This is a genomic window from Streptomyces sp. NBRC 110028 (assembly GCF_001417735.1).
Lineage (GTDB): Bacteria > Actinomycetota > Actinomycetes > Streptomycetales > Streptomycetaceae > Streptomyces.
The window spans coordinates 1-22,671 of the sequence record NZ_BBUZ01000025.1 but is presented as its reverse complement, the minus strand read 5'-3'; the positions used below and the strand labels follow the sequence as shown (position 1 = coordinate 22,671).

At 69.7% G+C, this 22,671-nt stretch carries 26 protein-coding genes; 10 read left to right on the top strand and 16 right to left on the bottom strand.

Annotated elements, in window-relative coordinates:
* The first annotated feature begins 179 nt into the window (after positions 1-179).
* Entirely contained in the window at positions 180-1,202 is a 1,023-nt protein-coding gene (locus tag ASC60_RS12660) for an aldo/keto reductase (protein WP_055550132.1), read from the top strand.
* An 18-nt stretch (positions 1,203-1,220) separates the two neighbouring features.
* Complete coding sequence (locus tag ASC60_RS12655) at positions 1,221-1,808, top strand: TetR family transcriptional regulator (RefSeq protein WP_055550130.1); 588 nt, start codon at positions 1,221-1,223, stop codon at positions 1,806-1,808.
* 173 nt (positions 1,809-1,981) lie between these two features.
* Here ASC60_RS12655 and ASC60_RS44020 read toward each other — a convergent pair whose 3' ends face one another.
* The 3 genes from ASC60_RS44020 to ASC60_RS12640 all read right to left on the bottom strand — a co-directional run bounded on the left by ASC60_RS44020 (position 1,982) and on the right by ASC60_RS12640 (position 4,042).
* A complete protein-coding gene (locus tag ASC60_RS44020) occupies positions 1,982-2,203 on the bottom strand; it encodes a hypothetical protein (RefSeq protein WP_199830947.1) in 222 nt (73 codons plus the stop codon).
* Between the two features lie 8 nt (positions 2,204-2,211).
* On the bottom strand, positions 2,212-2,514 hold the full coding sequence (locus tag ASC60_RS12645; RefSeq protein WP_055550125.1) for a hypothetical protein: 303 nt from the start codon (positions 2,512-2,514) through the stop codon (positions 2,212-2,214).
* A gap of 145 nt (positions 2,515-2,659) precedes the next feature.
* A complete protein-coding gene (locus tag ASC60_RS12640; protein ID WP_055550123.1) occupies positions 2,660-4,042 on the bottom strand; it encodes a glycine--tRNA ligase in 1,383 nt (460 codons plus the stop codon).
* Between the two features lie 153 nt (positions 4,043-4,195).
* Between ASC60_RS12640 and ASC60_RS12635 the strand changes: the two genes are divergently transcribed.
* The 4 genes from ASC60_RS12635 (at position 4,196) to ASC60_RS12620 (ending at position 7,448) form a co-directional block, all read left to right on the top strand.
* Positions 4,196-5,155, top strand: coding sequence for a metal ABC transporter substrate-binding protein (locus ASC60_RS12635; protein ID WP_055550121.1), 960 nt, complete (start codon positions 4,196-4,198; stop codon positions 5,153-5,155).
* Between the two features lie 23 nt (positions 5,156-5,178).
* Positions 5,179-6,006, top strand: coding sequence for a metal ABC transporter ATP-binding protein (locus tag ASC60_RS12630; RefSeq protein WP_055550119.1), 828 nt, complete (start codon positions 5,179-5,181; stop codon positions 6,004-6,006).
* A gap of 1 nt (position 6,007) precedes the next feature.
* Positions 6,008-6,883: a metal ABC transporter permease gene (locus tag ASC60_RS12625; RefSeq protein ID WP_055550118.1), complete on the top strand. Its 876-nt coding sequence runs from the start codon at positions 6,008-6,010 to the stop codon at positions 6,881-6,883.
* Between the two features lie 139 nt (positions 6,884-7,022).
* Positions 7,023-7,448, top strand: coding sequence for a Fur family transcriptional regulator (locus ASC60_RS12620; protein WP_055550112.1), 426 nt, complete (start codon positions 7,023-7,025; stop codon positions 7,446-7,448).
* A 10-nt stretch (positions 7,449-7,458) separates the two neighbouring features.
* Here the strand turns inward: ASC60_RS12620 and ASC60_RS12615 are convergent, their stop codons facing one another.
* Genes ASC60_RS12615 through ASC60_RS12605 form a run of 3 tightly spaced genes read right to left on the bottom strand, consistent with a single transcriptional unit; the run spans position 7,459 to position 8,822 of the window.
* Positions 7,459-7,917, bottom strand: coding sequence for a VOC family protein (locus tag ASC60_RS12615; RefSeq protein ID WP_079038359.1), 459 nt, complete (start codon positions 7,915-7,917; stop codon positions 7,459-7,461).
* Positions 7,886-8,353, bottom strand: coding sequence for a helix-turn-helix transcriptional regulator (locus ASC60_RS12610; protein ID WP_055551033.1), 468 nt, complete (start codon positions 8,351-8,353; stop codon positions 7,886-7,888). The genes ASC60_RS12615 and ASC60_RS12610 overlap by 32 nt, the downstream gene beginning before the upstream one ends.
* A 10-nt stretch (positions 8,354-8,363) precedes the next feature.
* Positions 8,364-8,822: a hypothetical protein gene (locus ASC60_RS12605; RefSeq protein WP_055550109.1), complete on the bottom strand. Its 459-nt coding sequence runs from the start codon at positions 8,820-8,822 to the stop codon at positions 8,364-8,366.
* A 153-nt stretch (positions 8,823-8,975) separates the two neighbouring features.
* On the opposite strand from ASC60_RS12605, the gene ASC60_RS12600 reads away from it, so the two are divergent.
* On the top strand, positions 8,976-9,650 hold the full coding sequence (locus ASC60_RS12600; protein ID WP_055550107.1) for a hypothetical protein: 675 nt from the start codon (positions 8,976-8,978) through the stop codon (positions 9,648-9,650).
* A 32-nt stretch (positions 9,651-9,682) separates the two neighbouring features.
* Here the strand turns inward: ASC60_RS12600 and ASC60_RS12595 are convergent, their stop codons facing one another.
* Positions 9,683-10,135, bottom strand: a complete 453-nt coding sequence (locus ASC60_RS12595; protein WP_055550105.1) for a DUF2000 domain-containing protein — start codon at positions 10,133-10,135, stop codon at positions 9,683-9,685.
* 49 nt (positions 10,136-10,184) lie between these two features.
* Here ASC60_RS12595 and ASC60_RS12590 point away from each other — a divergent pair, with 49 nt between their 5' ends.
* Complete coding sequence (locus ASC60_RS12590; protein WP_234356921.1) at positions 10,185-11,081, top strand: AraC family transcriptional regulator; 897 nt, start codon at positions 10,185-10,187, stop codon at positions 11,079-11,081.
* Here ASC60_RS12590 and ASC60_RS12585 read toward each other — a convergent pair.
* From ASC60_RS12585 to ASC60_RS41605, 8 genes are all read right to left on the bottom strand, one after another.
* Complete coding sequence (locus ASC60_RS12585) at positions 11,062-11,550, bottom strand: hypothetical protein (RefSeq protein WP_055550103.1); 489 nt, start codon at positions 11,548-11,550, stop codon at positions 11,062-11,064. The two genes, ASC60_RS12590 and ASC60_RS12585, sit on opposite strands and share 20 nt — an antisense overlap.
* 4 nt (positions 11,551-11,554) lie before the next feature.
* Positions 11,555-15,823, bottom strand: a complete 4,269-nt coding sequence (locus ASC60_RS12580) for a DUF6531 domain-containing protein (RefSeq protein ID WP_159043242.1) — start codon at positions 15,821-15,823, stop codon at positions 11,555-11,557.
* Complete coding sequence (locus ASC60_RS12575; RefSeq protein WP_055550101.1) at positions 15,820-16,179, bottom strand: hypothetical protein; 360 nt, start codon at positions 16,177-16,179, stop codon at positions 15,820-15,822. Before ASC60_RS12575 ends, ASC60_RS12580 begins: the two co-directional genes overlap by 4 nt.
* Positions 16,180-16,304: 125 nt before the next feature.
* Positions 16,305-17,726, bottom strand: a complete 1,422-nt coding sequence (locus ASC60_RS43705) for a cytochrome P450 (RefSeq protein ID WP_055550099.1) — start codon at positions 17,724-17,726, stop codon at positions 16,305-16,307.
* Positions 17,727-17,799: 73 nt separating this feature from the next.
* Positions 17,800-18,660: an isoprenyl transferase gene (locus tag ASC60_RS12565; protein WP_055550097.1), complete on the bottom strand. Its 861-nt coding sequence runs from the start codon at positions 18,658-18,660 to the stop codon at positions 17,800-17,802.
* 45 nt (positions 18,661-18,705) lie between these two features.
* On the bottom strand, positions 18,706-19,452 hold the full coding sequence (gene recO / locus ASC60_RS12560; protein WP_055550095.1) for a DNA repair protein RecO: 747 nt from the start codon (positions 19,450-19,452) through the stop codon (positions 18,706-18,708).
* A 310-nt stretch (positions 19,453-19,762) separates the two neighbouring features.
* Positions 19,763-20,143: a beta/gamma crystallin-related protein gene (locus tag ASC60_RS12555; RefSeq protein WP_055550094.1), complete on the bottom strand. Its 381-nt coding sequence runs from the start codon at positions 20,141-20,143 to the stop codon at positions 19,763-19,765.
* 30 nt (positions 20,144-20,173) lie between these two features.
* Positions 20,174-20,485 carry a hypothetical protein gene (locus ASC60_RS41605; protein WP_159043241.1) on the bottom strand — a complete coding sequence of 104 codons (312 nt, stop codon included), beginning with the start codon at positions 20,483-20,485 and terminating at the stop codon, positions 20,174-20,176.
* Between the two features lie 82 nt (positions 20,486-20,567).
* On the opposite strand from ASC60_RS41605, the gene ASC60_RS12550 reads away from it, so the two are divergent.
* Positions 20,568-21,290, top strand: a complete 723-nt coding sequence (locus ASC60_RS12550; RefSeq protein ID WP_234356920.1) for a Clp protease N-terminal domain-containing protein — start codon at positions 20,568-20,570, stop codon at positions 21,288-21,290.
* A gap of 17 nt (positions 21,291-21,307) precedes the next feature.
* On the opposite strand, the gene ASC60_RS12545 is transcribed toward ASC60_RS12550, so the two are convergent.
* Positions 21,308-22,048: a class I SAM-dependent methyltransferase gene (locus tag ASC60_RS12545; RefSeq protein WP_055550093.1), complete on the bottom strand. Its 741-nt coding sequence runs from the start codon at positions 22,046-22,048 to the stop codon at positions 21,308-21,310.
* Positions 22,049-22,461: 413 nt separating this feature from the next.
* Between ASC60_RS12545 and ASC60_RS12540 the strand changes: the two genes are divergently transcribed.
* Positions 22,462-22,665, top strand: a complete 204-nt coding sequence (locus ASC60_RS12540; protein ID WP_055550092.1) for a hypothetical protein — start codon at positions 22,462-22,464, stop codon at positions 22,663-22,665.
* Positions 22,666-22,671 lie beyond the last annotated feature (6 nt).

The window sequence follows — 22,671 nt, the reverse complement described above, 5'->3', positions numbered from 1 at the left end:
GGCGGTGACAGATAGACGGTGGCAGACAGGCGATGACATGCATGCAGTGACGGGTACGCGGTAACAGGTACGCGATGACAGATATTGAAATCTGTCATCCCATATGCCACGCTCGTTGACGCATACTCACACGCACCGCTTCCGCGTCGCGCCCCCGAGTCCCCCGCAAGGAGCACCCCATGCAGATGCGCCAACTCGGCACCACCGGCCCCCATGCCTCCGCGATCGGCCTCGGCTGCATGGGCATGTCCGCCCTGTACGGCCCCGCGGACCGCGCCGAGTCCCTGGCCACCATCCACGCCGCGCTCGACGCCGGGGTCACCTTGCTGGACACCGGCGACTTCTACGCCATGGGCCACAACGAACTGCTCATCAACGAGGCCCTGCGCACCGCGCCCGCCGCCCACCGTGAAAGGGCCCTGCTCAGCGTGAAGTTCGGCGCGCTGCGCGGCCCCGACGGCGGCTGGTCCGGCTATGACGGGCGCCCGGCCGCCGTCAAGAACTTCGCCGCCTACTCGCTCCAGCGCCTCGGCACCGACCACATCGACGTCTACCGCATCGCCCGCGTCGACCCCGACGTCCCGATCGAGGAGACCGTGGGCGCCATCGCCGACCTGGTCAAGGCCGGGTACGTACGGCACATCGGGCTCTCGGAGGCGGGTGCGGAGACCATACGCCGCGCCACCGCCGTCGCCCCGATCAGCGATCTGCAGATCGAGTACTCCCTGATCTCCCGCGGCATCGAGGACGAGATCCTCCCGGTCTGCCGTGAGCTGGGCGTCGGCATCACCGCGTACGGCGTGCTCTCCCGCGGGCTGATCAGCGGCCACTGGAGCCGGGACCGCAAGCTCGCCGACACCGACTTCCGCAGCTTCAGCCCGCGCTTCGGCGGCGCGAACGTCGACCACAACCTCGGCCTCGTCGAGGCCCTGCGCAAGGTCGCCGACGACAAGGGCGTCAGCGTCGCGCAGATCGCCATCGCCTGGGTGCTCGCCCAGGGCCCCAAGCACGCCACGGCCATCGTGCCGCTGATCGGCTCTCGCACGCGCGCACAGCTGACAGAGGCTCTCGGCTCGCTGGACGCTACGCTCGACGCCGACGACCTGGCCGCGATCGAGGAGGCCGTTCCGGCCGGTGCCGCAGCGGGCGACCGCTACCGGGAGGCACAAATGGCCTTCCTCGACAGCGAGAAGAAGAAGTAGAAGAGGTACGGGACCCGAATGCCGCCGCCCGAGACACCCCTGACCCCCGACCGCGTCCTCGAAGCCACCGAGGACGTGCTGCGCCGCTACGGCCCGGCCAAGGCCACGGTCGTGGACGTGGCCCGCGCGCTCGGGGTCAGCCACGGCAGCGTCTACCGCCACTTCCGCACCAAGACGGCCCTGCGCGAGGCGGTCACCGAGCGGTGGCTCGACCAGGCACACGACGAGCTGTTCCGCATCGCCCGCGCCAAGGGCCCGGCGGCCGACCGGCTGCGCGAGTGGCTGTCCACCCTCTTCGCCGCCAAGCGGGCCAAGGCGGGGGACGATCCGGAGCTGTTCGCCACCTATCTGTCCCTCGCCGCGGAGAACAGCGGCACCGTGGCCCGGCACATCGAGACGATGATCGGTCACCTCACGAGGATCGTCGAAGGCGGCATCGCGAGCGGCGAGTTCAGGAGGTCCAACGCCCGCGACACGGCCCGGGCCCTGTGGGCCGCGACGGCCCACTTCCACGACCCGGTGTACGCGCACGAGTGGTCGGCCCCGGACGTGGAGCTGGCCTTCGCCGACCTCTTCGCACTGCTGCTGAACGGCCTGCGGGCCTAGGGGGTGTCTTGTGGATCAGGCCGGATCAGCGAGCGGCGTCCGGTGCGGTAGCTCGCAACCCGCGTGAGGAGAGCGCAGCGGCGCTGCGTGCGACGAGCGCGGGGCCGCGAGGTGCCGTGCCGGACGCCGGGAGCCCGGCAAGATCCACAAACACCCCCTGGGGGTCCCGGCGCTCAGCGCACGCCCAGGAACCGCATCACCGTCAGCACTCGGCGGTGGTCCGCGTCGGCGACCGGCGCGCTGCTGGTGGTGGACGCGTGGTTCGACACGGTGACGGCCGCTTCGGGCGGGGAACTGGCCGGCGCCGTCGCGATGGCGCTGGGCGCGGAGTTGCCGCTGGCCGCGGTGTGCGCGGCGCTCGCGCTGGGCGCCGAGTGGGGTACGCCGGAAGACACCCGCCAGGTCACCCCTGGGTCGCCGCCCACCACAGCATCACCGCGGCCACCGCGAAGCACGCGAACATGATCAGGAGTGCCTGGCGGCGGGCGGCGGGGTCGGCCGTCATGCGGGGGGAGCCGAGGGCGCCGTGGGCCTGGGCGAGGTGGTCGAGGCCCTTGTGGCGGGCCCCGCCGTAGGTGATGCGTTCCGTCCAGTCGCAGTGCCGGCAGCCGAGGAGCCGCCGCTGCCCCGGGCCGTAGCCGTAACTCACCTCGAAGACGGTGCCGTCCTCGCGGGTGGCCGTGATGTGATGCGTCACGCCTCGCATCGTTGGTGAACTCCCGTTCCTGCCGAACCCCTGCCGAACCCCTGCCGAACCGAACCTGCCAAGCCGACGGGCTCCGGCACCGCGGCATTCCCACCGCGGTGCCGGAGCCCGTCCTCCTGCTGTGCGCCCTGCCGTAACGCGCTGGTCAGCAGCCGATCAGCCGGCCGCCCAGGTACGACTGGATCTGGTCGAGGGAGACCCGCTCCTGCTTCATCGTGTCGCGCTCGCGCACGGTCACCGCGTTGTCGTCGAGCGTGTCGAAGTCGACGGTGACGCAGAAGGGCGTGCCGATCTCGTCCTGCCGGCGGTAGCGGCGGCCGATGGCGCCCGCGTCGTCGAAGTCGATGTTCCAGTGCTTGCGCAGGTCCGCCGCGAGCCCCTTGGCCTTCGGGGAGAGCTGCGGGTTGCGGGACAGCGGCAGCACCGCGACCTTGACCGGGGCGAGCCGCGGGTCGAGCCGCATCACGGTGCGCTTCTCCAGCTTGCCCTTGGCGTTGGGCGCCTCGTCCTCGATGTACGCGTCGAGCATGAAGGCCAGCATGGCGCGGCCGACGCCCGCCGCAGGCTCGATGACGTACGGGGTCCAGCGCTCCCCGGCCTCCTGGTCGAAGTACGACAGGTCCTGGCCGGACGCCGCGGAGTGCGCCTTGAGGTCGTAGTCGGTGCGGTTGGCCACGCCCTCCAGCTCACCCCACTCGGAGCCGCCGAAGCTGAAGCGGTACTCGATGTCGGCGGTGCGCTTGGAGTAGTGGGACAGCTTCTCCTTCGGGTGCTCGTACCAGCGGAGGTTGGCCTCCTGCATGCCGAGGTCGCGGTACCAGTTGAAGCGCTGCTCCATCCAGTACTCGTGCCAGGTCTCGTCCTCGCCCGGCTTGACGAAGAACTCCATCTCCATCTGCTCGAACTCACGGGTGCGGAAGATGAAGTTGCCCGGCGTGATCTCGTTCCGGAAGGACTTGCCGAGCTGCGCGATGCCGAACGGCGGCTTGCGGCGTGAGGTCTGCTGCACGGCGAGGAAGTTGGTGAAGATGCCCTGGGCGGTTTCGGGGCGCAGGTACGCGACCGAGCCGGAGTCCTGGGTCGGGCCGAGGTGGGTGGACAGCAGCCCGGAGAACTGCTTGGGCTCGGTGAAGCTGCCCTTGTTGCCGCAGTGCGGGCAGTTGAGGTCGGCCATGCCGTTCTCGGGCAGCTTGCCGTGCTTGGCCTCGTAGGCCTCCTCCAGGTGGTCCGCGCGGAACCGCTTGTGGCAGGAGGTGCACTCGGTCAGCGGGTCCGTGAAGGTGGCGACGTGGCCGGACGCCTCCCAGACCTCACGGGCGAGGATCACGGACGAGTCGAGTCCCACGACGTCGTCGCGCGAGGTGACCATGGAACGCCACCACTGGCGCTTGATGTTCTCCTTCAGCTCCACGCCGAGCGGTCCGTAGTCCCAGGCGGCGCGCTGGCCGCCGTAGATCTCGCTGCACGGATAGACGAAGCCACGGCGCTTGCTCAGGCTGACGATGGTGTCGATCTTGTCGGCGGCCACGGTGCTCTCTTCATTGATGACGACATTGGAGGACGCGAAGCGAATGCTTCAGGTTACCGGCGGCGGCACCCCCCGGATCAAATCGATACCGGAAGTGATCAAGAACAAGACTCTTGTTGACAATCGTTTCCATTTTTGTTGAAAATGAGAGTCATGAACATACGCCGCCTCTCCCCCGCTGCAGCCCTTGCCGGGGCCGCCGCGATGGGTTTGACCACCCTCACAGCCTGCTCCAACCACACCGGAGACGGAAGGACGGACGGCAAGCTCGATGTGGTGGCGTCGTTCTATCCCATGCAGTTCCTCGCCCAGCGCATCGGGGGGAACCACGTCCATGTCTCCACCCTGACCAAGCCGGGCGTCGAACCGCACGACCTGGAGATCAGCCCCCGGCAGACGGCCCAGCTCAGCAAGGCCGGGCTGGTGGTCTACCTCAAGGGGCTCCAGCCGTCCGTCGACCGGGCCATCGGCCAGGCCGGGCCGCGGCACGTCGCCGACGCCGCCTCGTACACCACCCTGGAGGACCACGGGACGGAGGTGGAGGGCGAGGAGGGCCACGAGCACGCACACGAGGCCCACGAGGGTGACGCCGCCGCCGATCCGCACATCTGGCTCGACCCGGTGCGCTACGCCCAGGTCGCCGAGGGCGTCGGCAAGGCCCTGCGGAAGGCGGACCCCGACCACGCCGCCGCCTACAAGAAGAACACCGCCGCCCTGGTGAAGCAGCTCGGCGCTCTGAACGACGACTTCAAGACCGGGTTGAAGGGCCGCGACACGGATACCTTCATCACCACCCACGCCGCGTTCGGCTATCTCTCCGAGCGCTACGGGCTGCGCCAGGAGGCCATCTCCGGGCTCGACCCGGAATCCGAGCCGAGCCCGGCACGGATGCGGGGGCTGCACACGATCGCCGAGAAGGACAAGGTCGGCACCGTCTTCTTCGAGACGCTGGTGAGCGACAAGACGGCGAAGACCCTGGCGGGCGATCTCCATCTCAAGACGGACGTCCTCGATCCCATCGAGGGGATCGGCAAGGCGTCCAAGGGCCGCGACTACTTCGAGGTCATGCGGTCGAACCTGACGGCTCTGCGCAAGGCCCTCGGCGCGGGATGACGCGCGATACGACGGAGGAATCCATGGCCAAGGAACCCGACGGCAGCGCACGGCCTGCCGCGACCGCCCCCTCGGCAGCCGCCGACGCCGACCCGGTCATATCCCTGCGCGGCGCCACCGCCTCGCTCGGCGGCCGCCCCATCCTGCGCGGCGTCGACCTGACCGTGGGGCGCGGCGAGGTCGTCGCGCTGCTCGGCGCGAACGGCTCCGGCAAGTCGACCGCCGTACGCGCCGTCGTCGGCCAGGTGCCGCTGACCGGCGGCGAGCTGGCGCTGTTCGGCACCCCCGGCCGCCGCTTCCGCGACTGGGCCCGCGTGGGCTACGTACCGCAGCGCACCACCGCGGCGAGCGGCGTCCCCGCGACCGTCCGCGAGGTCGTCTCGGCCGGGCGGCTGGCCCGCCGCCGGTTCGGACCGCCGCGCAAGGCCGACCGGGCGGCCGTGCACCGCGCCCTGGAGCTGGTCGGCATGGCCGACCGCAGCCGCGACCCGGTCGGCGCGCTCTCCGGCGGCCAGCACCAGCGGGTGCTGATCGCCCGCGCGCTGGCCGGCGAACCCGAGCTGCTGATCATGGACGAGCCGATGGCCGGGGTCGACCTGGCCAGCCAGGAGATCCTCGCCGGGACACTGCGCGAGCAGGTCGCCGCGGGGACCACCGTCCTCCTCGTCCTCCACGAGCTGGGCCCGCTGGAGCCGCTGATCGACCGCGCGGTGGTGCTCCGCGACGGCTGTGTCGTCCACGACGGCCCGCCGCCCAAGGCCGTCGGCCAGCATGCGCTGCCCGGCCATGATCACGTCCATCCCCATGCGGCGCCCGACGCCGAACCGATCCGGACAGGGTTGCTGACCTGACATGCTGGAAGTCCTCGACTACGCCTTTATGCAGCGGGCCCTGCTCGCCGCCGTCCTCGTCGGCGTCACCGCCCCCGCCGTCGGCATCTACCTCGTCCAGCGCCGCCAGGCGATCATGGGCGACGGCATCGGCCACGTCGCGCTCACCGGGGTCGCACTCGGCTTCCTGACCGGCACCAACCCGGTCTGGACCGCCATCCTCGTCTCCGCGCTCGGCGCCGTCCTGATGGAGCTGATCCGCTGGTACGGCAAGACCCGCGGCGACCTCGCGCTCGCGATGCTCTTCTACGGCGGCATGGCCGGCGGCGTCCTGCTGATCAACCTCTCGCCGACCGGTTCCAACGCCAACCTCACCACATACCTCTTCGGCTCGATCACCACCGTCTCGCAGCAGGACGTCGTCGTGATCAGCCTGCTCGCCGCCTTCGTCGTACTGATCACCCTCGGGCTGCGGAGGCAGCTGTTCGCGGTCTGCCAGGACGAGGAGTTCGCCCGCGTGACCGGGCTGCCCGTCCGTACGCTCAACCTGCTGCTGGCCGTCACCGCGGCCGTCACCGTCACCGTCGCCATGCGCGTCGTCGGCCTGCTGCTGGTCAGTGCCCTCATGGTGGTTCCGGTCGCCGCCGCCCAGCAGGCCACCCGCGGCTTCGCGATGACGCTGGCGCTGGCGGTCGGCATCGGCGTCGTGGTCACCCTGTCCGGGACGGTCTTCTCCTTCTACAAGAACGTGCCGCCCGGCGCGAGCATCGTCGTCCTCGCCATCGGCGTCTTCGCCGCGATCACCGCGCTCGCCGCGCCCCTGGCCAAACGGCGCGCCCAGAGGCCCGCCGCGGCACCCGAGGGGCAGTGCACCCTGAAGGACGACGTACTCGTCTAGGGGGCGTCTTGTGGATCATGCCGAGCTGATCCACAAGACGCCCCCTGGCGCACAGCTAGTCCGTAGCCGATCCGTTAGCTGGCACAATGGCCAGGCAGACGACAGACGCTTATGGGCAGGCGAGGTTGAGGAGGCAACTGTGGCGACCGCGGGTCCCCCAGTACGCGGCCGGTCCACCAGGCAGCGCGCCGCGGTGGCGGCGGCGTTGGACGAGGTGGACGAGTTCCGCAGTGCGCAGGAGCTTCACGACATGCTCAAGCACCGGGGCGACTCGGTCGGCCTGACCACCGTCTACCGCACCCTCCAGTCCCTCGCCGACGCCGGCGAGGTCGATGTCCTGCGCACCACCGAGGGCGAGGCCGTCTACCGCCGCTGCAACAGCGAGGAGCACCACCACCACCTGGTCTGCCGCTCCTGCGGCAAGGCGGTCGAGGTCGAGGGCCCGGCGGTCGAGAAGTGGGCCGACGCGATCGCCGCAGAGCACGGATTCGTGGACGTGGCCCACACCATCGAGATCTTCGGCACCTGCGGCGACTGCGCGGCCCCGGCGGCGTCTGGCAGCTAGCGGGTATCGGCTAGCGCTTCGGCTGGTTGAAGCGCAGCAGATTCCCGGCCGGATCGCGGAAGGCGCAGTCGCGCACGCCGTACGGCTGATCGATCGGTTCCTGCAGCACCTCGCCGCCCGCCGCCCGGATGTGCTCGAACGTGGCGTCCACGTCGTCCGTCGCGAAGAGGACCCCGCGCAGCATGCCCTTGGCGAGGAGTTCCGCCATGGCCTGCTTGTCGGCGGGCGAGGCGTTGGGATTCGCGGCGGGCGGTTCGAGGACGATGTTGACGTCCGGCTGGGACGGCGACCCGACGGTCACCCAGCGCATCCCTTCGAACCCGACGTCGTTGCGGACCTCCAGGCCCAGGATGTCGCGGTAGAAGGCGAGTGCCTTGTCATGGTCGTCGACGGCTATGAAGCACGTGGAAAGCGTGATGTTGTTCATGTCTGTCACGCTACGACCGGGCGGCGGGATCCGCTTCTCCATTCCTGACCGGATCGCCGTCCGGATTCGTGCCCGGCTTGCTGACCGCGTTCCTGACCGGCCGGGTGAAGACCTTGGCGACACAGGCCGGGATGTCCGCGCCATGCTCATGATCGCGCGCCCGGTACGCGCTCGGGCTCTCCCCCACCAGCTCCGTGAACCGCGAGCTGAACGACCCCAGCGACGTACACCCGACCGCGAAGCAGACCTCCGTCACCGACAGGTCCCCCCGCCGCAGCAACGCCTTGGCCCGCTCGATCCGCCGCGTCATCAGGTAGCTGTACGGCGTCTCCCCGAAGGCCTCCCGGAAGCTCCGCGCGAAGTGCCCCGTCGACATCAGCGCCCCACGCGCCAGCGCCGGCACGTCCAGCGGCTGCGCGTAGTCCCGGTCCATCCGGTCCCGCGCCTTCCGCAACCGGACCACATCCTCCAGATTCACCCCCACAGGATCACACGCCGCCCCAGACGGCTTCCAGATCCCGGCAGTGCACGATGATCACCGCGTCGGTCAGGGCGATCTCATGGCTGCATCCGGCGTCATGCGGAAGGATCTCGTCGAGCAGGACCGTGTCCGTCTCCATCCAGTCGATGGCGTGCGCGTAGTCGATCGAGAAGTGCCGGACCCCGGCGTAACGGATCCGCAGCCCCGTGTCGTGCTTCCACTCGCTCGGCTCGAAGGTGAGCGTCAGCCCGCCGCCCTTGCGCCCGGGGATGTCGACCCCGGCCAGCCCCAGATCCTTCACACACCGGGCGCCGGTCCCGAAGCGGTAGTGCTCCTCGTCGGAAGCAAACGCCCAGGCCCCGGGGGGCAGGGCAGCCCGCAACCGCGGCAGCTCCGCCAGATAGGCGGTCGGGTCGACCCGGAACCCATGCAGCTCCGGGTCCCATGCGGCCTTCGCGAATTCCATGATCCCAAGGCTAAGCGGCTCTCCCTTCACCGCTGGTCATGGAGGGACAACGCGTCGTGTCCGCCGTGACGGCGGCATCGGCCCTGTGAAGCCCCTGAGAAGATCGCCACCAACGCGCTTCGGCACGGGCCCCTCGGGGGGGGATCGGCCATCGTGAAGACAAAGCGCATCGGCCAGTTCGCCCTCTTCGGCGTCCTGGTGGCCTCCGCCTCCGTTCTGACGGCCCAGCTGATCTCCTCTTCCCCCGAGGAGACGTCCGTCGGAAAGGCCCCGTCACACGGGCCGCCCGCCAACGTGCCCACGCTGAAGGACGGAAAGATCCTGCCCGCCGGCGAGTGGCCGGACGCCTGCTCCTTGATGACCCAAGAGGACATCGCGGCGATCCTTCCGGACGCCGAAGAGATCCGGCAGACCGACCGCCCGATCCCCGCCCGCTCGATCAAGGAGTTCCGTGCGGACTCCTCGTGGAAGCCGAGCGACCGGGCCCCGTCCGGCGAGTGCGACTACGTCATGTGGCTGCCGGGCGAGACGTACAGCGCGACCCAGGCCTGGATCCGCATCGATGCCGTGGCCGACCCCAAGCTGATAGCCCGATACTTCGAGTCCGGCGTGCCGGGAACCCCCGGCGGGAGTACGGACGGGGCGGACAAGTGCGTCATGGCCTTCGCTTTCGACCAGAACTGGACGTGCCGCAAGGGCCCGCTCCTGTTCACGGTCGGCGGGCAGACCACCGCGACGTTCGAAGGCATGCCGGACGCGGCGCCCTTCGCCTGGCGCGACAAGGTGACCCCGGAGCTCGTCCGGACCGTGGCCGCGAAGATCACGTAGCGCGAAGCGGGCCGGTCTCGCGGTCAACCCGCTCAGTGGTGCATCCGCGCGCCCTTGAGGACCTTGTCCACCGCGTTGCGCGGCCCGTAGACGGCCATTCCGACGAGGTCGAGCTGATCGGTGCCCACCGCCCGTACGGCCGCCCGGTTGTCCCGGTCGTTGCCCGTGCCGAACAGGTCCGACGTGAACACGGCCCTCGGCAGCGCCCGGGACAGCGCGCGGCCGTGCGCGGTGGTCAGCGTCTCCTTCGTCCCCTCGAAGACCAGCACGGGCTGGCGGAACATCGGCAGGTACGCGGTGCCGTCGGCGTCCGCGTACGGCTCGCCGATCACCTCGGGTGCCAGCGTGCCGAGCCCGCTGACGACGAAGGCGGTCACATTCAGCCGCTGCCAGGTCTCCAGGTCGTCGCGCAGCAGTACGGCGATCTTCGTGTCGAAGCGGACCGGGGCGCTCTCATCGGTCGTCGTTTCAGTCGTCGTTCTCATGCTCCGAGACTGACGGCTGCGTGGCGTCGTCGTCTTGTACGTTCTTGGCATGGCGTTCCGACAGAAGATCTCTGCTTGGCGCCCGTCGGTCCCGGGCGTCAGAGAGGTCTTCCACGCCCACTTCACCGAGCACGCGTACCCCATGCACGTCCACGACGCCTGGACCCTGCTGATCGTCGACGACGGCGCGGTCCGCTACGACCTGGACCGCCATGAGCGCGGCACCCCGAACGACACCGTCAGCCTGCTGCCGCCGCAGGTCCCGCACAACGGCTCACCCGCCACCTCGCACGGCTTCCGCAAGCGGGTGATCTACCTGGACATGACGCAGCTGGACGAAAGCCTCATCGGACCGGCGGTCGACGGCCCGGACCTCACCGATCCGCTCCTGCGGCGACGCATCGGACAGCTGCACGCCGCCCTCGCCACCCCGGGAGACGAACTCGAGGCGGAGAGCCGACTGGCCCTCATCAGCCAGCGCCTGCGCGAACACCTGCGCCCCCGGCTGACCGTGGCCGGCGCGGCGCCCGACCGTGGCATCGCCCAGAACCTGCGCGACCTCCTCGACGAACGCTTCGTCGAAGCCCCCACCCTGGAAGAGGCCGCCCGCCTCCTCCACGCCCACCCCACGCATCTCGTCCGCGCCTTCAGCGCCGCGTTCGGCATCGCACCCCACCAGTACGTGACCTCCCGCCGCGTCGACCTGGCCCGCCGCCTGCTCCTCGACGGGCAGCCCCCGGGAGAGGTGGCCACCGTGGTCGGCCTCTTCGACCAGTCGCACCTGACGCGCCACTTCAAGCGGGTCGTAGGAGTCGCCCCGGGCCAATACGCCCGCACCGGGGCCACGCGGATGAGATCTTCGCGGACGGCGACCGGCGAGCAGGACACTGGCCAGGGGTGCGTCAGCGAAGACCTTCCTCACTCAGTCAACCGAAGCTCACACTGAAGATGTCACCTCGGCCAGGGCAGTCATCACGCTCCTGTTGACCACCCACGACCATCACGGAGACCTTCGTTTCGTTTGCCCAGTATTCGAGGTAATCACCTTGATGACGAAGCTCGAGGATGGGCGCACCGGGCGTTTGCGACAATTTCTCTCGCAGCTCATTCCAGGAACAGTACTCGGAGAATTCGACCCCCATGTCCCGGTACCATTCCTCCGCCATACCCTCATCATCGGCCGCCAGCCGGTGCAGTTCAATCATGCCGCTGGTCATGACCCAGCCTCCCGGTCCGCCGGAGAAGTAGAGCTCCACAAAACCGTAGTCCCTGCGCAGGGTCCCGTATCCCTCGTCCTCCACGTCGATGAAGTCGGCCTTCACCGCCCGATCGACCTCTTCGACGGAGGCTCCACGTCCGATGCCGTGAAGTCGACCAGTGGTGATGAAGTCCACCAAGAAGGAAATGCCGTCCACTTACTCAGTCCTCCAGATAATCAATGAGTTTCTGCATTTCCTCGGAACGGTTTTGCCTGTTCCCCCAGTTGTGGTCATCCATGTGCTCCTTCGCCGATTTCGCCTTCGCCAGCAAATCGGCACGAAGCTTCGCGTCGTTGTTCACGGCGTCCACAGCCGTCTTCACACTCTTGTCCGAGGCCCAACCGGTCGACTTGAGCCGGATCGGCTCTCCGGCAACCTTGCCGTCCTTGTCAATATAGACACGAACCTCGTCTTTCCCGACGTGGATATGCGCTCCCTTGGTCGCCCAGTCCGATGCCACCGGGGAGACGCTCGGCTTGCAGCCCTTGCCCTTGAGCCCCAGGGGATCGATCTCGGCATGCGGGTTATGAACGTAGGCATGGTGGTTGGGAGCGGGTTCAAGGCCGAGAGGGTCGGGGGTGATGTAGCGGGCCGTCTCGGGGTCGTAGTAGCGGAGGTAGTTGTAAGAGAGGCCGGTTTCCGGGTCGGCGTATTGGCCGGGGAAGCGGAGGGGGCAGTCGAGGGTGGCGGGTGGGGTGGGGAGGGGGGCGCCCCAGAGGGTGGTGCGGTGTTGCCAGGCCAGTTCGCCGTCCTGGGAGACCAGTTCGGTGGGCGTGCCGACCAGGTCGGTGATGATGGCGTGGAAGCGGGTCTCCGTGCCGGGGTTGTCCGCGAACTGTGTGAGCAAGGACGCGCCCTGCCGGCCGGGCAGGGTGTGGTGGTTGGTCTGGGTGAGGGGGCGGTGGGTGTCCGGAGCGTAGTCCCAGGTGGTGTGGGCGCCGTCCGGGGTGGACTCTTCCGCCGGGCGGGTGTCTTCCCAGGTGAAGTACAGGGTGTCGGCCGCGGTGCCGTCCTCGGTGAGGCGGTGCTTGGATATGCGGCGGCCCAGGGGGTCGTAGGTGTAGTGCCAGCGGTCGCCGTCCGGGGTGGTGGCGTCGGTGAGGCGGTCTTCCGCGTTCCAGGTGTAGGTCCAGGTGCGGGTCTGGCCGTTCAGGAGTTTGCGGGTGCGGCGGGTCAGGCGGCCCTGGGCGTCGTGTTCGTAGGTGGTGCGGCCGGCGCGGTGGAGGATCGTGCCGGTGAAGGCGCGGTCGCCGGGGGTTTCGTGGGCCGGGGCCGTGGCGTGGGTGAGGTTGCCCGTGGTGTCGTAAGCGTACGTCTCGGTCCAGCCATGGGCGTGGACAGCGGTGACCCGGCCGACGGGATCGAGGTCGAAGCGGCGGGTGCCGGAGGTGAGTTCGCGGATCTCGGTGAGGTAGCCGTCCGCGCGGTACGCGTAGGCGCGGTGCTGGAGGAGGTGGTCGGCGGCCTCCGGATCGCGGGTGAGGGTCTGGGCCGTGAGGCGATCGGCCTTGTCCCACGTTTGGGCGAGGGACACCCCGGCGCCCAGGCGGCGTTTTGTTTCGCGGCCTGCCGGGTCGTACGCGAAGGAGAGGCTGCCCGAACCGTTGTCGACGTTGACGGGGCGGCCTGCCGCGTCGTAAGTCCATGCGGAGCGCAGGCCGCTCGGTGTCGTCCGCTCGGTGCGTTGGCCCAGGGCGTCGTACGCGTACTGCGTCGTGCGGCCGTTGACAGTCTCGGACAGGACGCGTCCCAGGGCATCACGCTCGATGCTGACCTCGACATCGGCGTTGGCCGCGTGGAGCAAACCCCCCACGGCGTCATAGGCGTATGTGAGGGTCTCGCCTCCCTCGCTGCGTTGTTCAACGGTGCGGCCGAGCAGGTCGCGGGTGAAGTGAAGGCTCTCATCGGCGCCGTTGGTCCGGATCAGCAGGTCCCCGGCCGCGTCGTGGGTGTAGGTGAGGGTACGGCCGTTGAAGTCGGTCTCGGCGGTGAGGCGGCCCGCCTCGTCGTAGATGTACGTCCAGGTCAGGCCCTGCGGGTTGGTGACCGCGGTCAGCCGCAACTCGGTGTCGTACGCGAAGCCGTAGCTGGTCCCGTCGGGCTGGGTACGGGACGCCGGGACGTCGAAGTGGGTCGTGGTCTGGCGAGTGATGTTGCCTGACGGATCGGTATGGGTGAGGAGGTTGCCCTCGCCGTCCCAGGTCCAGCTCTCGGTCGTGCCATCGGAGTACTCACGGCGGCTCGGCTTGCCCTCGGTGGTCCACCGGGTTCGCGTGGTGCGGCCCAGGGGATCGGTGGCCTCGGTGATCCGGCCGAAGGCGTCCCGGCGGACCGTGGTGGTGTGACCCAACGGATCGGTGACGGCGGCGGGAAGCCCTGCCGTGTCGCAGGTGATGCGGCGAATATGGCCCAGCGCGTCGGTTATCCGGGCGAGGTGGCCATGATCGTCGTAACCGTATCGGGTCATCGCCCCGGCAGGGTCCGTGGTGGCGACGAGGTTCCCCGCGTCGTCGTAGGTGTGGCGCCAGATGGCCCCGCCCGGTTCGGTGACCTCGGTCGGCAGGCAGAGGTCGTTGTACGCGGCCCGGGCCTCGTTGCCGTCGGGGAGGGTGACGGTGGTGAGGTTGCCTTCCTCGTCGTAGGCGTAGCCGGTCGTGCGGCCCAGTGGGTCGGTGACCGAGAGCCTGCGGTCGCCTCGGGCGTTCCACGTGGTGAGGGTGGTGTGGCCGAGCGGGTTGCTCTCCTCGATGACCTGGCCGTCGGCGTTGTAGCGGTAGGTGGTGCGGTGACCGAGGGAGTCGGTGTAGATGGTCGTGCGCGCGTCGTCGTCGTATGCGAGGGTGCCGTTGTAGACGCCGTCGCTGCCCTCGGTGCGGATCACCCGGCCGTCCGGGCCGTAGACGTACGCGAACGACGTGCCGTTGCGGTCGGTCCAGGTGGTGACGCGGCCCTGCGCGTCGTAGGCGAAACGCAGGGGATCATCGCTGGAGTTGATGACCTCGGCGAGGTTTCCGGCTTCGTCGTACGCGTAGCGCATGACGACCGTGCCGGTGGCGTCGCGGCCGTGCGGGTCGTAGATCGAGGGCGCCTCGTCGAGCAGGCGCAGGGCGGTGACGCGCCGGTGGGCGTCGGTGTCGACGGCCACGTAGTAGCCGCCGGAGTGGCGGATCGCGAGGGGGTTGCCGGCCAGGGCGCGTTCGATGTCGACGCGGGTGCCGTTGCGGTCCTGGAGGCTGTCCAGCCACAGGTGGACGGCGCCGGACTCGTCGGTGGGGGCGGGACGGGTGAAGGTGCGGACGACGCCGGTCCGGGGGTCGGTGACGGTCATGACGCCGTCCGGCTTGCCGTCCCACTCCAGCGGCCAGCGCGCGCCCTTCTCCGGCAGCGTGGGCACGCCGGGCTCCGGCACCGGGTACACCAGCCGCATGCCGTCGGCCGCGGCGAACACCACGCCCTGGGAGTCGAGCTGGATGCGCTCGTCCAGCAGGCACGACCAGGTCGGGCCGAAGCTGGTGCCGCCCCGGTAGGACGACAGGTGGGTGCGCTCGAAGACCAGCGGGAGGGAGCCCGGGAGGGTCAGGTCGGTCTGTTCCATCAGCATCGCGCCGGTCGCGATGTCGATCGGTTCCCCGACCCTCGGGCACTCCTTCGTCGGGCGGCCGGCGGGGCCCTCCTCGATGAGGTTGGGGCGCATGCCGGGCGGTTTCAGCAGGTTGGGAACGCCACCGGTCTTGGGGAGCACACCGGGCTTGAGCACGCCCGCTCCGGCGCCGAAGATGCCGCCGTAGATCATGCCGTCCTTGGCGGCGGCGTTCACCTCGTCCAGGCTGAAGCCGTTCTGCTGCCCCAGGATGATCTTCACGGGCTGGGCGACGGCGACGTCCACGGTCACCGAGAGAACGCTGGTGAAGGCCGCGCCGACCAGCATCTCCGCGGCGATGGTGGCCACCGCCTCCTCCACCGCGATGCCCAGCCCGGCCGCCATCGCGATGATCTCCCCCGCGACCGCGTCGGACCCTCCTCCGGTGAAGGGAGTCAGCAACACGCCGCCGACGAGGGCGACGGCATCGATGCCGATCTGCGTCCACAGCTTCTCGATCGCGTCGTCGACCTGGTCGGCGAACTTGTCCAACGCCTTGGCCATGCCGCGGGCGGACTTGGCGAGGTTGCTCAGCCAGCCCTCGTCCTTGCCCTTGGCGTAGCGCTCCCAGAAGGTCTCGAAGGCGTCGATCGCCTCGCCCTTGTTGTTGTGGATGAGTGTCGTGGCCGCTTTGTCGGTGGCGGCGCGCACGTCATCCACGCTGTCGGCGAAGGTCCGCCAGGCGTCGGCGGCGTGGCGCAGGGTGCCGGAGTTGGCGTCCGGCCACCACATGCCGAGCTTCAGCAGAAGCGCCCTGGCCTTCTCCTCGATCGCGCTTCCGAAGCTCACTTGTGGCCGCCCTCACCAGGCGCGTGCCTGGCCTTGGTGAACATGCCCTCGATCAGCTTGTCGTTGTCGACGTGGCCGTCGGCCATGTCCTGCATCGCCTCATGGATGCTGGTCAGGCCGAGGACGAGGATGCCGGTGGACGACTCGATGTGCTTCTGGTTCGGCTTGTAGTGCGTCCCGAAGTCCTTGCCCGGCTTGTCGTCCCCCCACGGCTCCCCGTAGCCGTCCAGGGCGCTGATCAGGGTGGTCAGCGCCTCACTCAGCTTCACCGCCTGGTGGTGGAACGTCGGTGAGACGGACTTGATGTCCGCCACCTTGATGTCCAGGACTTTGCCCTTGCCGCGGCCGTCGCCCATGCCACGCCTCCCCCTCCGGCATACGTGTGCAAAGCCTCCAGACTAGGACGACGTTGATCATGGCCCGTTCAATGTGGGCTCTACAACGAGTAAAGAGTGCGCCGGACTTGCCCGCGGGCCGGGCACTACCTCCGGCGCAGGCTCGCCAGGAACCGCCAGAGCACGGAGCGCGGCCGTTCCGGCCGGGAGGCGGGCGCGGGCTCAAGGGCCTGCAGCCCGGGGACGGCTGCGGGCGGGGGCCCGGCTGCCGGTGCGGGCGTGGGCGCGGGCGTGGGCAGCGCGGGGGACGGTGCCGCCGGGGCCCGGTGCGCGCGCATCCGGAACCGGACCGGGAAGGACTTCAGGCCGCGTACGTACGTCGACGAACGCCACGGCAACTGGTCGGCGGGCAGTCCCAGTTCGAAGTCGCACCGCTCGAACAGCTTGCCCACCGCCGTGGTCACGATCATGTCCGCGAGTTCCCGCCCCGGGCACTGGTGCGGTCCCGTGCCCCAGGCCAGATGGGCGCGCGAACTGACCGACCGCTCATAGCTGCTGGTCGTCGTGAACAGCGGATCGCCGTGGGCGGCGGCGATCGAGGGGATGACCATGTCGCCCGCGGCGAGCCGGAAGTCCCCCAGGTCGGTGTCGGCCACCGGGAAGCGGGGGGTGAGGTTGACCCACGGCGGCGAGGCGATGTGCACGCGGTTGACCAGTTCCTCGATGGGTCCCGCCATGAGGTCGGCCTGCGCCCCCGACTCTCCGTCCAGCACCTCCAGCACACTGTTGGTGATGGCGTGGCTGACCAGCTCGGACGTGATGACGAGCATCGCGTACAGCTCGAGGCCGATCTGCTCCACCGTCAGCGGAGGGTCGATGGCGAGCAGCCGTGTGGTCAGGTCGTCGCCCGGGTTCTCCCGCTTGTACGCGGCCAGCCCGGTCGTCGCCGCCACCAGCCTCCCGATGGCCGCACCGGCGTCCGGGCCACCGTCGACCATCCGCCACGAGTCCATGAAGACGTCGTCGCCCTGGTCGACCGGAAAGCCGAACAGCCGGTTGACGACCATCAGCGGCAGCGGACGCGCGAACTGCGCGCCCAGGTCCACCCATCCGCTGTCGCCGCCGTCCGCGAAGAACGTGATCAGCTCGTCGGCGTGCCGGGAGATGGCCTTCTCCAGATCCCAGGACTGTGGCGCCCCGGTGTCCTGGAAGGGGCCGAGCGCCTCGTCGACGGCGGCGCGCGTCGCCTTGCGCTCCTGGTCGTCGCTCAGCAGCAGATGGCTGACCTGATAGGCGGGCAGATGCGGCCAGTCGGACGGCACCCCGCCCTCACGCAGCAATGTCCAGTGGTCGAGGTCCTTCTTCCACGTGCTCTCGTCACGCAGGACTTCCCGCACCTCGCGATAGCCGAGAACCAGCCACACCGGAACCCCGTACAGCTCTACGGGCGCCACCGGCCCGTACCGCCCCCGAAGCCGTGCGTAGACCGACGCGGGCCGGGTCTCGAACTCCCGGGTCATCAGCGGTTCGACGGCCAGGGAGGCCAGCTCGGACGGAGGGTGTTCCATGCGCGATGTCCTTAGTGCGGCCCGTTACGGGGCAGCCACACTATAGGCCGAAAGCGCTGGCTGAACAGCGACCTTACGCGGGCCGCGGGCCGTCCTCCTTCACGTCCTTCTCCAAGTCCTTCCGCATCTGGTCCTCGTTCGGGATCGCCCCGCCGAAGCGGCGGTCGCGGGAGGCGTACTCCAGGCAGGCGCGCCACAGGTCACGGCGGTCGAAATCCGGCCACAGGACGTCCTGGTAGACCATCTCCGCGTACGCGCTCTGCCAGATCAGGTAGTTCGAGGTGCGCTGCTCGCCGGACGGGCGCAGGAAGAGGTCCACGTCCGGCATGTCGGGGTAGTAGAGGTACTTCGCGAAGGTCTTCTCGTTCACCTTCGACGGGTCCAGCTTGCCCGAGCGGACGTCCGCCGCCAGCGCCTGCGCCGCGTCCGCGATCTCGGCGCGGCCGCCGTAGTTCATGCAGAAGTACAGCGTCATGGCGTCGTTGTCCTTGGTCTGCTCCTGCGCGACCTGGAGCTCCTGGGCCACCGACTTCCACAGCTTCGGCATCCGGCCCGCCCAGCGGATGCGGATGCCCAGCTCGTCCATCTCGTCGCGGCGACGGCGGATGACGTCACGGTTGAAGTTCATCAGGAAGCGCACCTCGTCGGGCGAGCGCTTCCAGTTCTCGGTGGAGAAGGCGTAGAGGGAGAGGTTCTTGACGCCGATCTCCAGGCAGCCCTTGAGCACGTCCAGGACGACGCCCTCGCCGACCTTGTGCCCCTCCGTGCGCGGCAGCCCGCGCTCCTTGGCCCAGCGGCCGTTCCCGTCCATCACGCAGGCCACGTGGTTCGGCAGCAGCTCGCCGGGGATCTTCGGCGGGCGGGCGCCGGACGGGTGCGGGTCCGGGGCCCGGTACTCGCGCCGCTGTCGGCCCAGAATCCCGCGTCGTGCCATGGCTTTCGCGTCTCCTCGTGTACTTCGTTGCCGTGTTGCTTCGTGCTACTTCTCTACGTACCGGAGCGACCTCAGGCCCCGCTCCAGGTGCCAGTGCAAGTACGCCGCGACGAGCCCGCTGCCCTCCCGGGCGTGGCGCGGCTCGCATGCGTCCGCCGTCTCCCAGTCCCCGGTCAGCAGCGCGCCCAGCAGCGTCAGCGACTCCGCAGAGGGTACGACGCTCCCGGGCACCCGGCACTCCCCGCAGATGACCCCGCCCGCGCCGACCGAGAAGAACCGGTTCGGACCGGGCATCCCGCACTTCGCGCAGTCGTCGAAGCTGGGTGCGTAGCCGTTCACGGCGAGTGAGCGGAGCAGAAACGCGTCCAGGATGAGATGCGGCTCGTGCTCCCCGGAGGCCAGGGTACGCAGCCCGCCGACGAGGAGCAGATACTGCTGCACGGCGGGCTCGCCCTCATGATCGGTGAACCGCTCCGCCGTCTCCAGCATCGCCGTCCCGGCGGTGTAGCGGGCGTAGTCGGTGACGATTCCGCCGCCGTACGGAGCGATGGTCTCACTCTGCGTGCACAGCGGCAGCCCGCGGCCGATCAGCTCGCCACCACGGGCGAAGAACTGCACGTCCACGTGGGAGAACGGTTCGAGGCGCGCACCGAACTTCGACTTCGTACGGCGCACCCCGCGGGCCACGGCCCGGACGCGGCCATGGTTGCGGGTGAGCAGGGTGATGATCCGGTCCGCCTCGCCCAGCTTCTGGGTGCGCAGCACGATGCCGTCGTCGCGGAACAGACTCATGCGGTTTATTGTCCCTCAGCGGGACAGGTGGTCGAACCGCCCGGCCTTGGCGGCCCGGGCCGGCGCCCGAAGGGTCATCCCTGTCCAGCACGTCACGACGTTTGAGCCGGCGGGACAGCCTGCGGCGCAGCCCGGCCGCAGTCAGGGCGGGCATCCACGCCCAACCGCAGGGCGGCCTGCGCCGCGTTCACCCCGGCATGCTCACGCGGGTTGCGAGCCTCCCCCACCTACCGCTGGGAGCTGCCCCCGCGCCGGACGCCGCTCGCTGATCCGACCTGATCCACAAGGCACCCCCTACCGCTTGCCAACGTCAGAAGGTGGGGTAGCCGGCGCAGCTGGCCGTGCCCAGGCGACGCACCGAGGAGACTTTGTCGCCGAAGTTCCACGGATCGCTGTGCAGATCACGGATGTACCGGCCGGGGGTGAGGCAGTAGCGCCGGTCCTTGTAGTTCTTGTCGTCGTAGAGAACCCACGCGCGGGAGTCCTCGTTCTTGGCCGAACTCGCCTTGTCGCCTTCCGAGGAGCCGAGGTTGGCGATGCTGGAGCTGTGCGCCCACACCGTCCCCGTGAGGTTCTGGTCCCTTCCGAGCAGCAGGTGTCCTGCGGCCGCGTCGGCTTGTGCGGCCGGGGCCGTCGTCAGAATCGCCGTCGTCGCGGCGGCCGCGACCAGCAGTGCGGTCATCGTCTTCATGCGCGTGCTCCCCTTCGTGGACTGGTCGGATCATCTCGACCACATGTCCCATTGCGGTGATTCATCATGAATTCTGCCGCAGAGCATTCCTTCCGATGGATAGATATACCGGCCAAAATGGGATGACCGAGACGGCCTGCCGGTCAGCTGCGGTTCAACACTCGCGTCCCTCCGGCCGACGATGCCGCCGGCGGCCTCCAGCCGCGAGCCGTCGAGGGCCACCGCGCCGGGGTGGGACAGCCACGCGCCCTGGAGGAGCAGGCTGCCGTCGATGCGGGCGTTCGCCAGGTTGACCACGCCCCGGATGCGGGTCCGCAACCAGCACTTCTCCAGCCGCAGCACGCAGCACGCCTCCGCGAAGACCAGCTTCAGCCGCCCCGCCACCCGGGCGCCGACGAGGCGGAGGACCGGGGTCTGGCCCGGTGTGACGCTTCCAGACCTGGACGATCTCATCGCGGAAGTCGACCGGACCTGCGACACCGCACACCGCCCCGGCGGCCAGGAACAGCCCGACTGGCTCGCGCTGCTCACCGCCGCGGCCGGGGTATCCGGGCAACTGCAGGCGCCGGCCGACGACTTGGTCGAGGACTACGTCGGACACTGCCGCATGCACGGCTGCTCGTGGACCGACATCGGGACGGCGCTCGGCGTGACCCGGCAAGCGGTCCAGCAGCGCTTCCACGCGCCCCACAAGCGCTACGCACCGGAGAACATGACCGACGGCCTGCGCCAGGCGATGACGCATGTGAAGCCGGCCGCGGTGCAGCACCGCAACAACTACATCGGGACCGAGCACCTGCTGTGGGGGCTGACCGCCGAGGAGAACAGCGCCACCCGGCCGCTGTCCGCGGCGGGGGTCTCCCCCGCCGCGGTGCACCGGGCCGTCGTCACCCGGCTGAGCATGGGCGCGTCACAGGCGGCCGAACGGATCGCCTGGACCCCGTACTCCCGTAAGGCCATGGCCATCGCCGAGGAGCGGGCGAAGGAGGCGGGGTCGGCGCGTATCGACTGCGACCATCTGCTACTGGGCCTCGCCCGGATCGGCCGCGGGGTGGCCGTGGCGGTGCTGAGCGAGGCGGGCGCCGACACGGCGGCCCCGGGCGGGGGCGGGGCGGAGGCCGAGGGGCTTCCGGCGTCGGGCGCGTAACGGCTTCGGCGGGGCCGTCACCGGTCCGCCGCGGCCGCGGCGGACTCCCGGCTCGCGCCCGGGGCCCGTTCCACGGGGCGCTGGAGCTGCCAGACGTCGGCCGGGGGCAGGTTGGCCCACACCGTGCTGCGGCCGGTGGCGTAGTGGCGCTGGTAGTCGGCCAGCACCTCTTCAGCGGCCTGCTGCCGACGCGCCTGGGCCCGGGAGGCCAGCGAGAGCAGGGTGCGGGCCTGGCGGCTGCCGCGGTACGCGAAGTAGGCCAGGACGCCGCCGGGGCGCAGCAGCTCCAGATACCGGCCCATGATCGCTTCGACCTGACGGGGGGCGAAGTTGGCGAAGGGCAGGCCCGAGATGATCGCGTCGTAGCGGTGGCCCGTGTCCAGCTCCTCGACGTACGCGTGGTGCACCCGGGCCTGACCGGGCTGTCCGGCCAGGCCCGGATGGGTCCGGACGAGGTGGCGCAGCCGATCGGTGAAGCGGGGATTGGCCTCGACGATGTCCAGGCGGCTGCCCACCGGGAGCTGGTGGATGAGGGAGCGGGTGACCGAGCCGGTACCGGCACCGGCCTCCAGGACGTTCAGCCGCCGCCCCGCCTGAGAGCGCACCGGTTCGGTCAGCGCATGGGCGAGCGCCCTGCCGCTGGGGGCGAGGGCCCCGGTGGTGCGGATGTCCCGGGCTGCCTCCAGGAAGAACATCCAGCCCCCGGCAGCGCTCTGCGCGAGGACACGATCGTGCGAGGTGGCGGTCGAGTCGTCCATGGCACGACGCTACAAACCGGCCACGTTTTGGCCATTGGTTCGACGTGTGACGGTGCCCACCCCCGGCAGTGGGCGTGTCGGTACGGAAGACCACCCCAGGGTATCCGGACGGTCGACTTCCGGTTGCTCCGGGGCGAGTTGGCGGGGAAGCCCGAGGGACGCGTACGCGGGCGCGCACGGGCACCTCGCCGGTGGTCCTCCTCACACTGTGCCCCGGTCACGACGCTCCATCGACCCACCGTGCCCCCTACCCCACCGTACGCACGCCCCCTTCCCGAGCGGCTGTGTCACAGCCCCGTGCCGGACCGGGCCTGGTCCGGTCACAACCCGGGCCGGGGTGGGACTCGGGAGGTGGTGGAGCGGGACGGGTTGCGCACACTGGACACCACGGAACCGAGACCGGGGAGGGCGCCATGGCGGCTGGTTGCCGCGATTGTGCGAGGTGTACGAAGTCCTGGCTGGGGCGGGTGCTGGAGAACGCGGCCGTGGGGCTGATGTATCTGTGCACGATCGGCATCGGCTATCTGATCAAGAGGGGCTTCAGGCGGCACTGTCCGCAGTGCGGGCACCTGCTGTCCCGGCACGCGCGCAGGGCGGACGGCTCCTTCCGGGACTAGTGCCGC

Coding starts and splice junctions, on each gene's coding strand:
- ASC60_RS12635 (WP_055550121.1), top strand. CDS start 4,196: ATGAACATACGCCGCCTCTCCCCCGCTGCAGCCCTTGCCGGGGCCGCC.
- ASC60_RS12630 (WP_055550119.1), top strand. CDS start 5,179: ATGGCCAAGGAACCCGACGGCAGCGCACGGCCTGCCGCGACCGCCCCC.
- ASC60_RS12595 (WP_055550105.1), bottom strand. CDS start 10,135: ATGAGAACGACGACTGAAACGACGACCGATGAGAGCGCCCCGGTCCGC.
- ASC60_RS12565 (WP_055550097.1), bottom strand. CDS start 18,660: ATGGCACGACGCGGGATTCTGGGCCGACAGCGGCGCGAGTACCGGGCC.
- ASC60_RS12655 (WP_055550130.1), top strand. CDS start 1,221: ATGCCGCCGCCCGAGACACCCCTGACCCCCGACCGCGTCCTCGAAGCC.
- ASC60_RS12605 (WP_055550109.1), bottom strand. CDS start 8,822: ATGGAATTCGCGAAGGCCGCATGGGACCCGGAGCTGCATGGGTTCCGG.
- ASC60_RS43705 (WP_055550099.1), bottom strand. CDS start 17,726: ATGGAACACCCTCCGTCCGAGCTGGCCTCCCTGGCCGTCGAACCGCTG.
- ASC60_RS12615 (WP_079038359.1), bottom strand. CDS start 7,917: ATGGAGAAGCGGATCCCGCCGCCCGGTCGTAGCGTGACAGACATGAAC.
- ASC60_RS12555 (WP_055550094.1), bottom strand. CDS start 20,143: ATGAAGACGATGACCGCACTGCTGGTCGCGGCCGCCGCGACGACGGCG.
- ASC60_RS12590 (WP_234356921.1), top strand. CDS start 10,185: ATGGCGTTCCGACAGAAGATCTCTGCTTGGCGCCCGTCGGTCCCGGGC.
- ASC60_RS12545 (WP_055550093.1), bottom strand. CDS start 22,048: ATGGACGACTCGACCGCCACCTCGCACGATCGTGTCCTCGCGCAGAGC.
- recO (WP_055550095.1), bottom strand. CDS start 19,452: ATGAGTCTGTTCCGCGACGACGGCATCGTGCTGCGCACCCAGAAGCTG.
- ASC60_RS12625 (WP_055550118.1), top strand. CDS start 6,008: ATGCTGGAAGTCCTCGACTACGCCTTTATGCAGCGGGCCCTGCTCGCC.
- ASC60_RS12660 (WP_055550132.1), top strand. CDS start 180: ATGCAGATGCGCCAACTCGGCACCACCGGCCCCCATGCCTCCGCGATC.
- ASC60_RS12645 (WP_055550125.1), bottom strand. CDS start 2,514: ATGCGAGGCGTGACGCATCACATCACGGCCACCCGCGAGGACGGCACC.
- ASC60_RS12575 (WP_055550101.1), bottom strand. CDS start 16,179: ATGGGCGACGGCCGCGGCAAGGGCAAAGTCCTGGACATCAAGGTGGCG.
- ASC60_RS12540 (WP_055550092.1), top strand. CDS start 22,462: ATGGCGGCTGGTTGCCGCGATTGTGCGAGGTGTACGAAGTCCTGGCTG.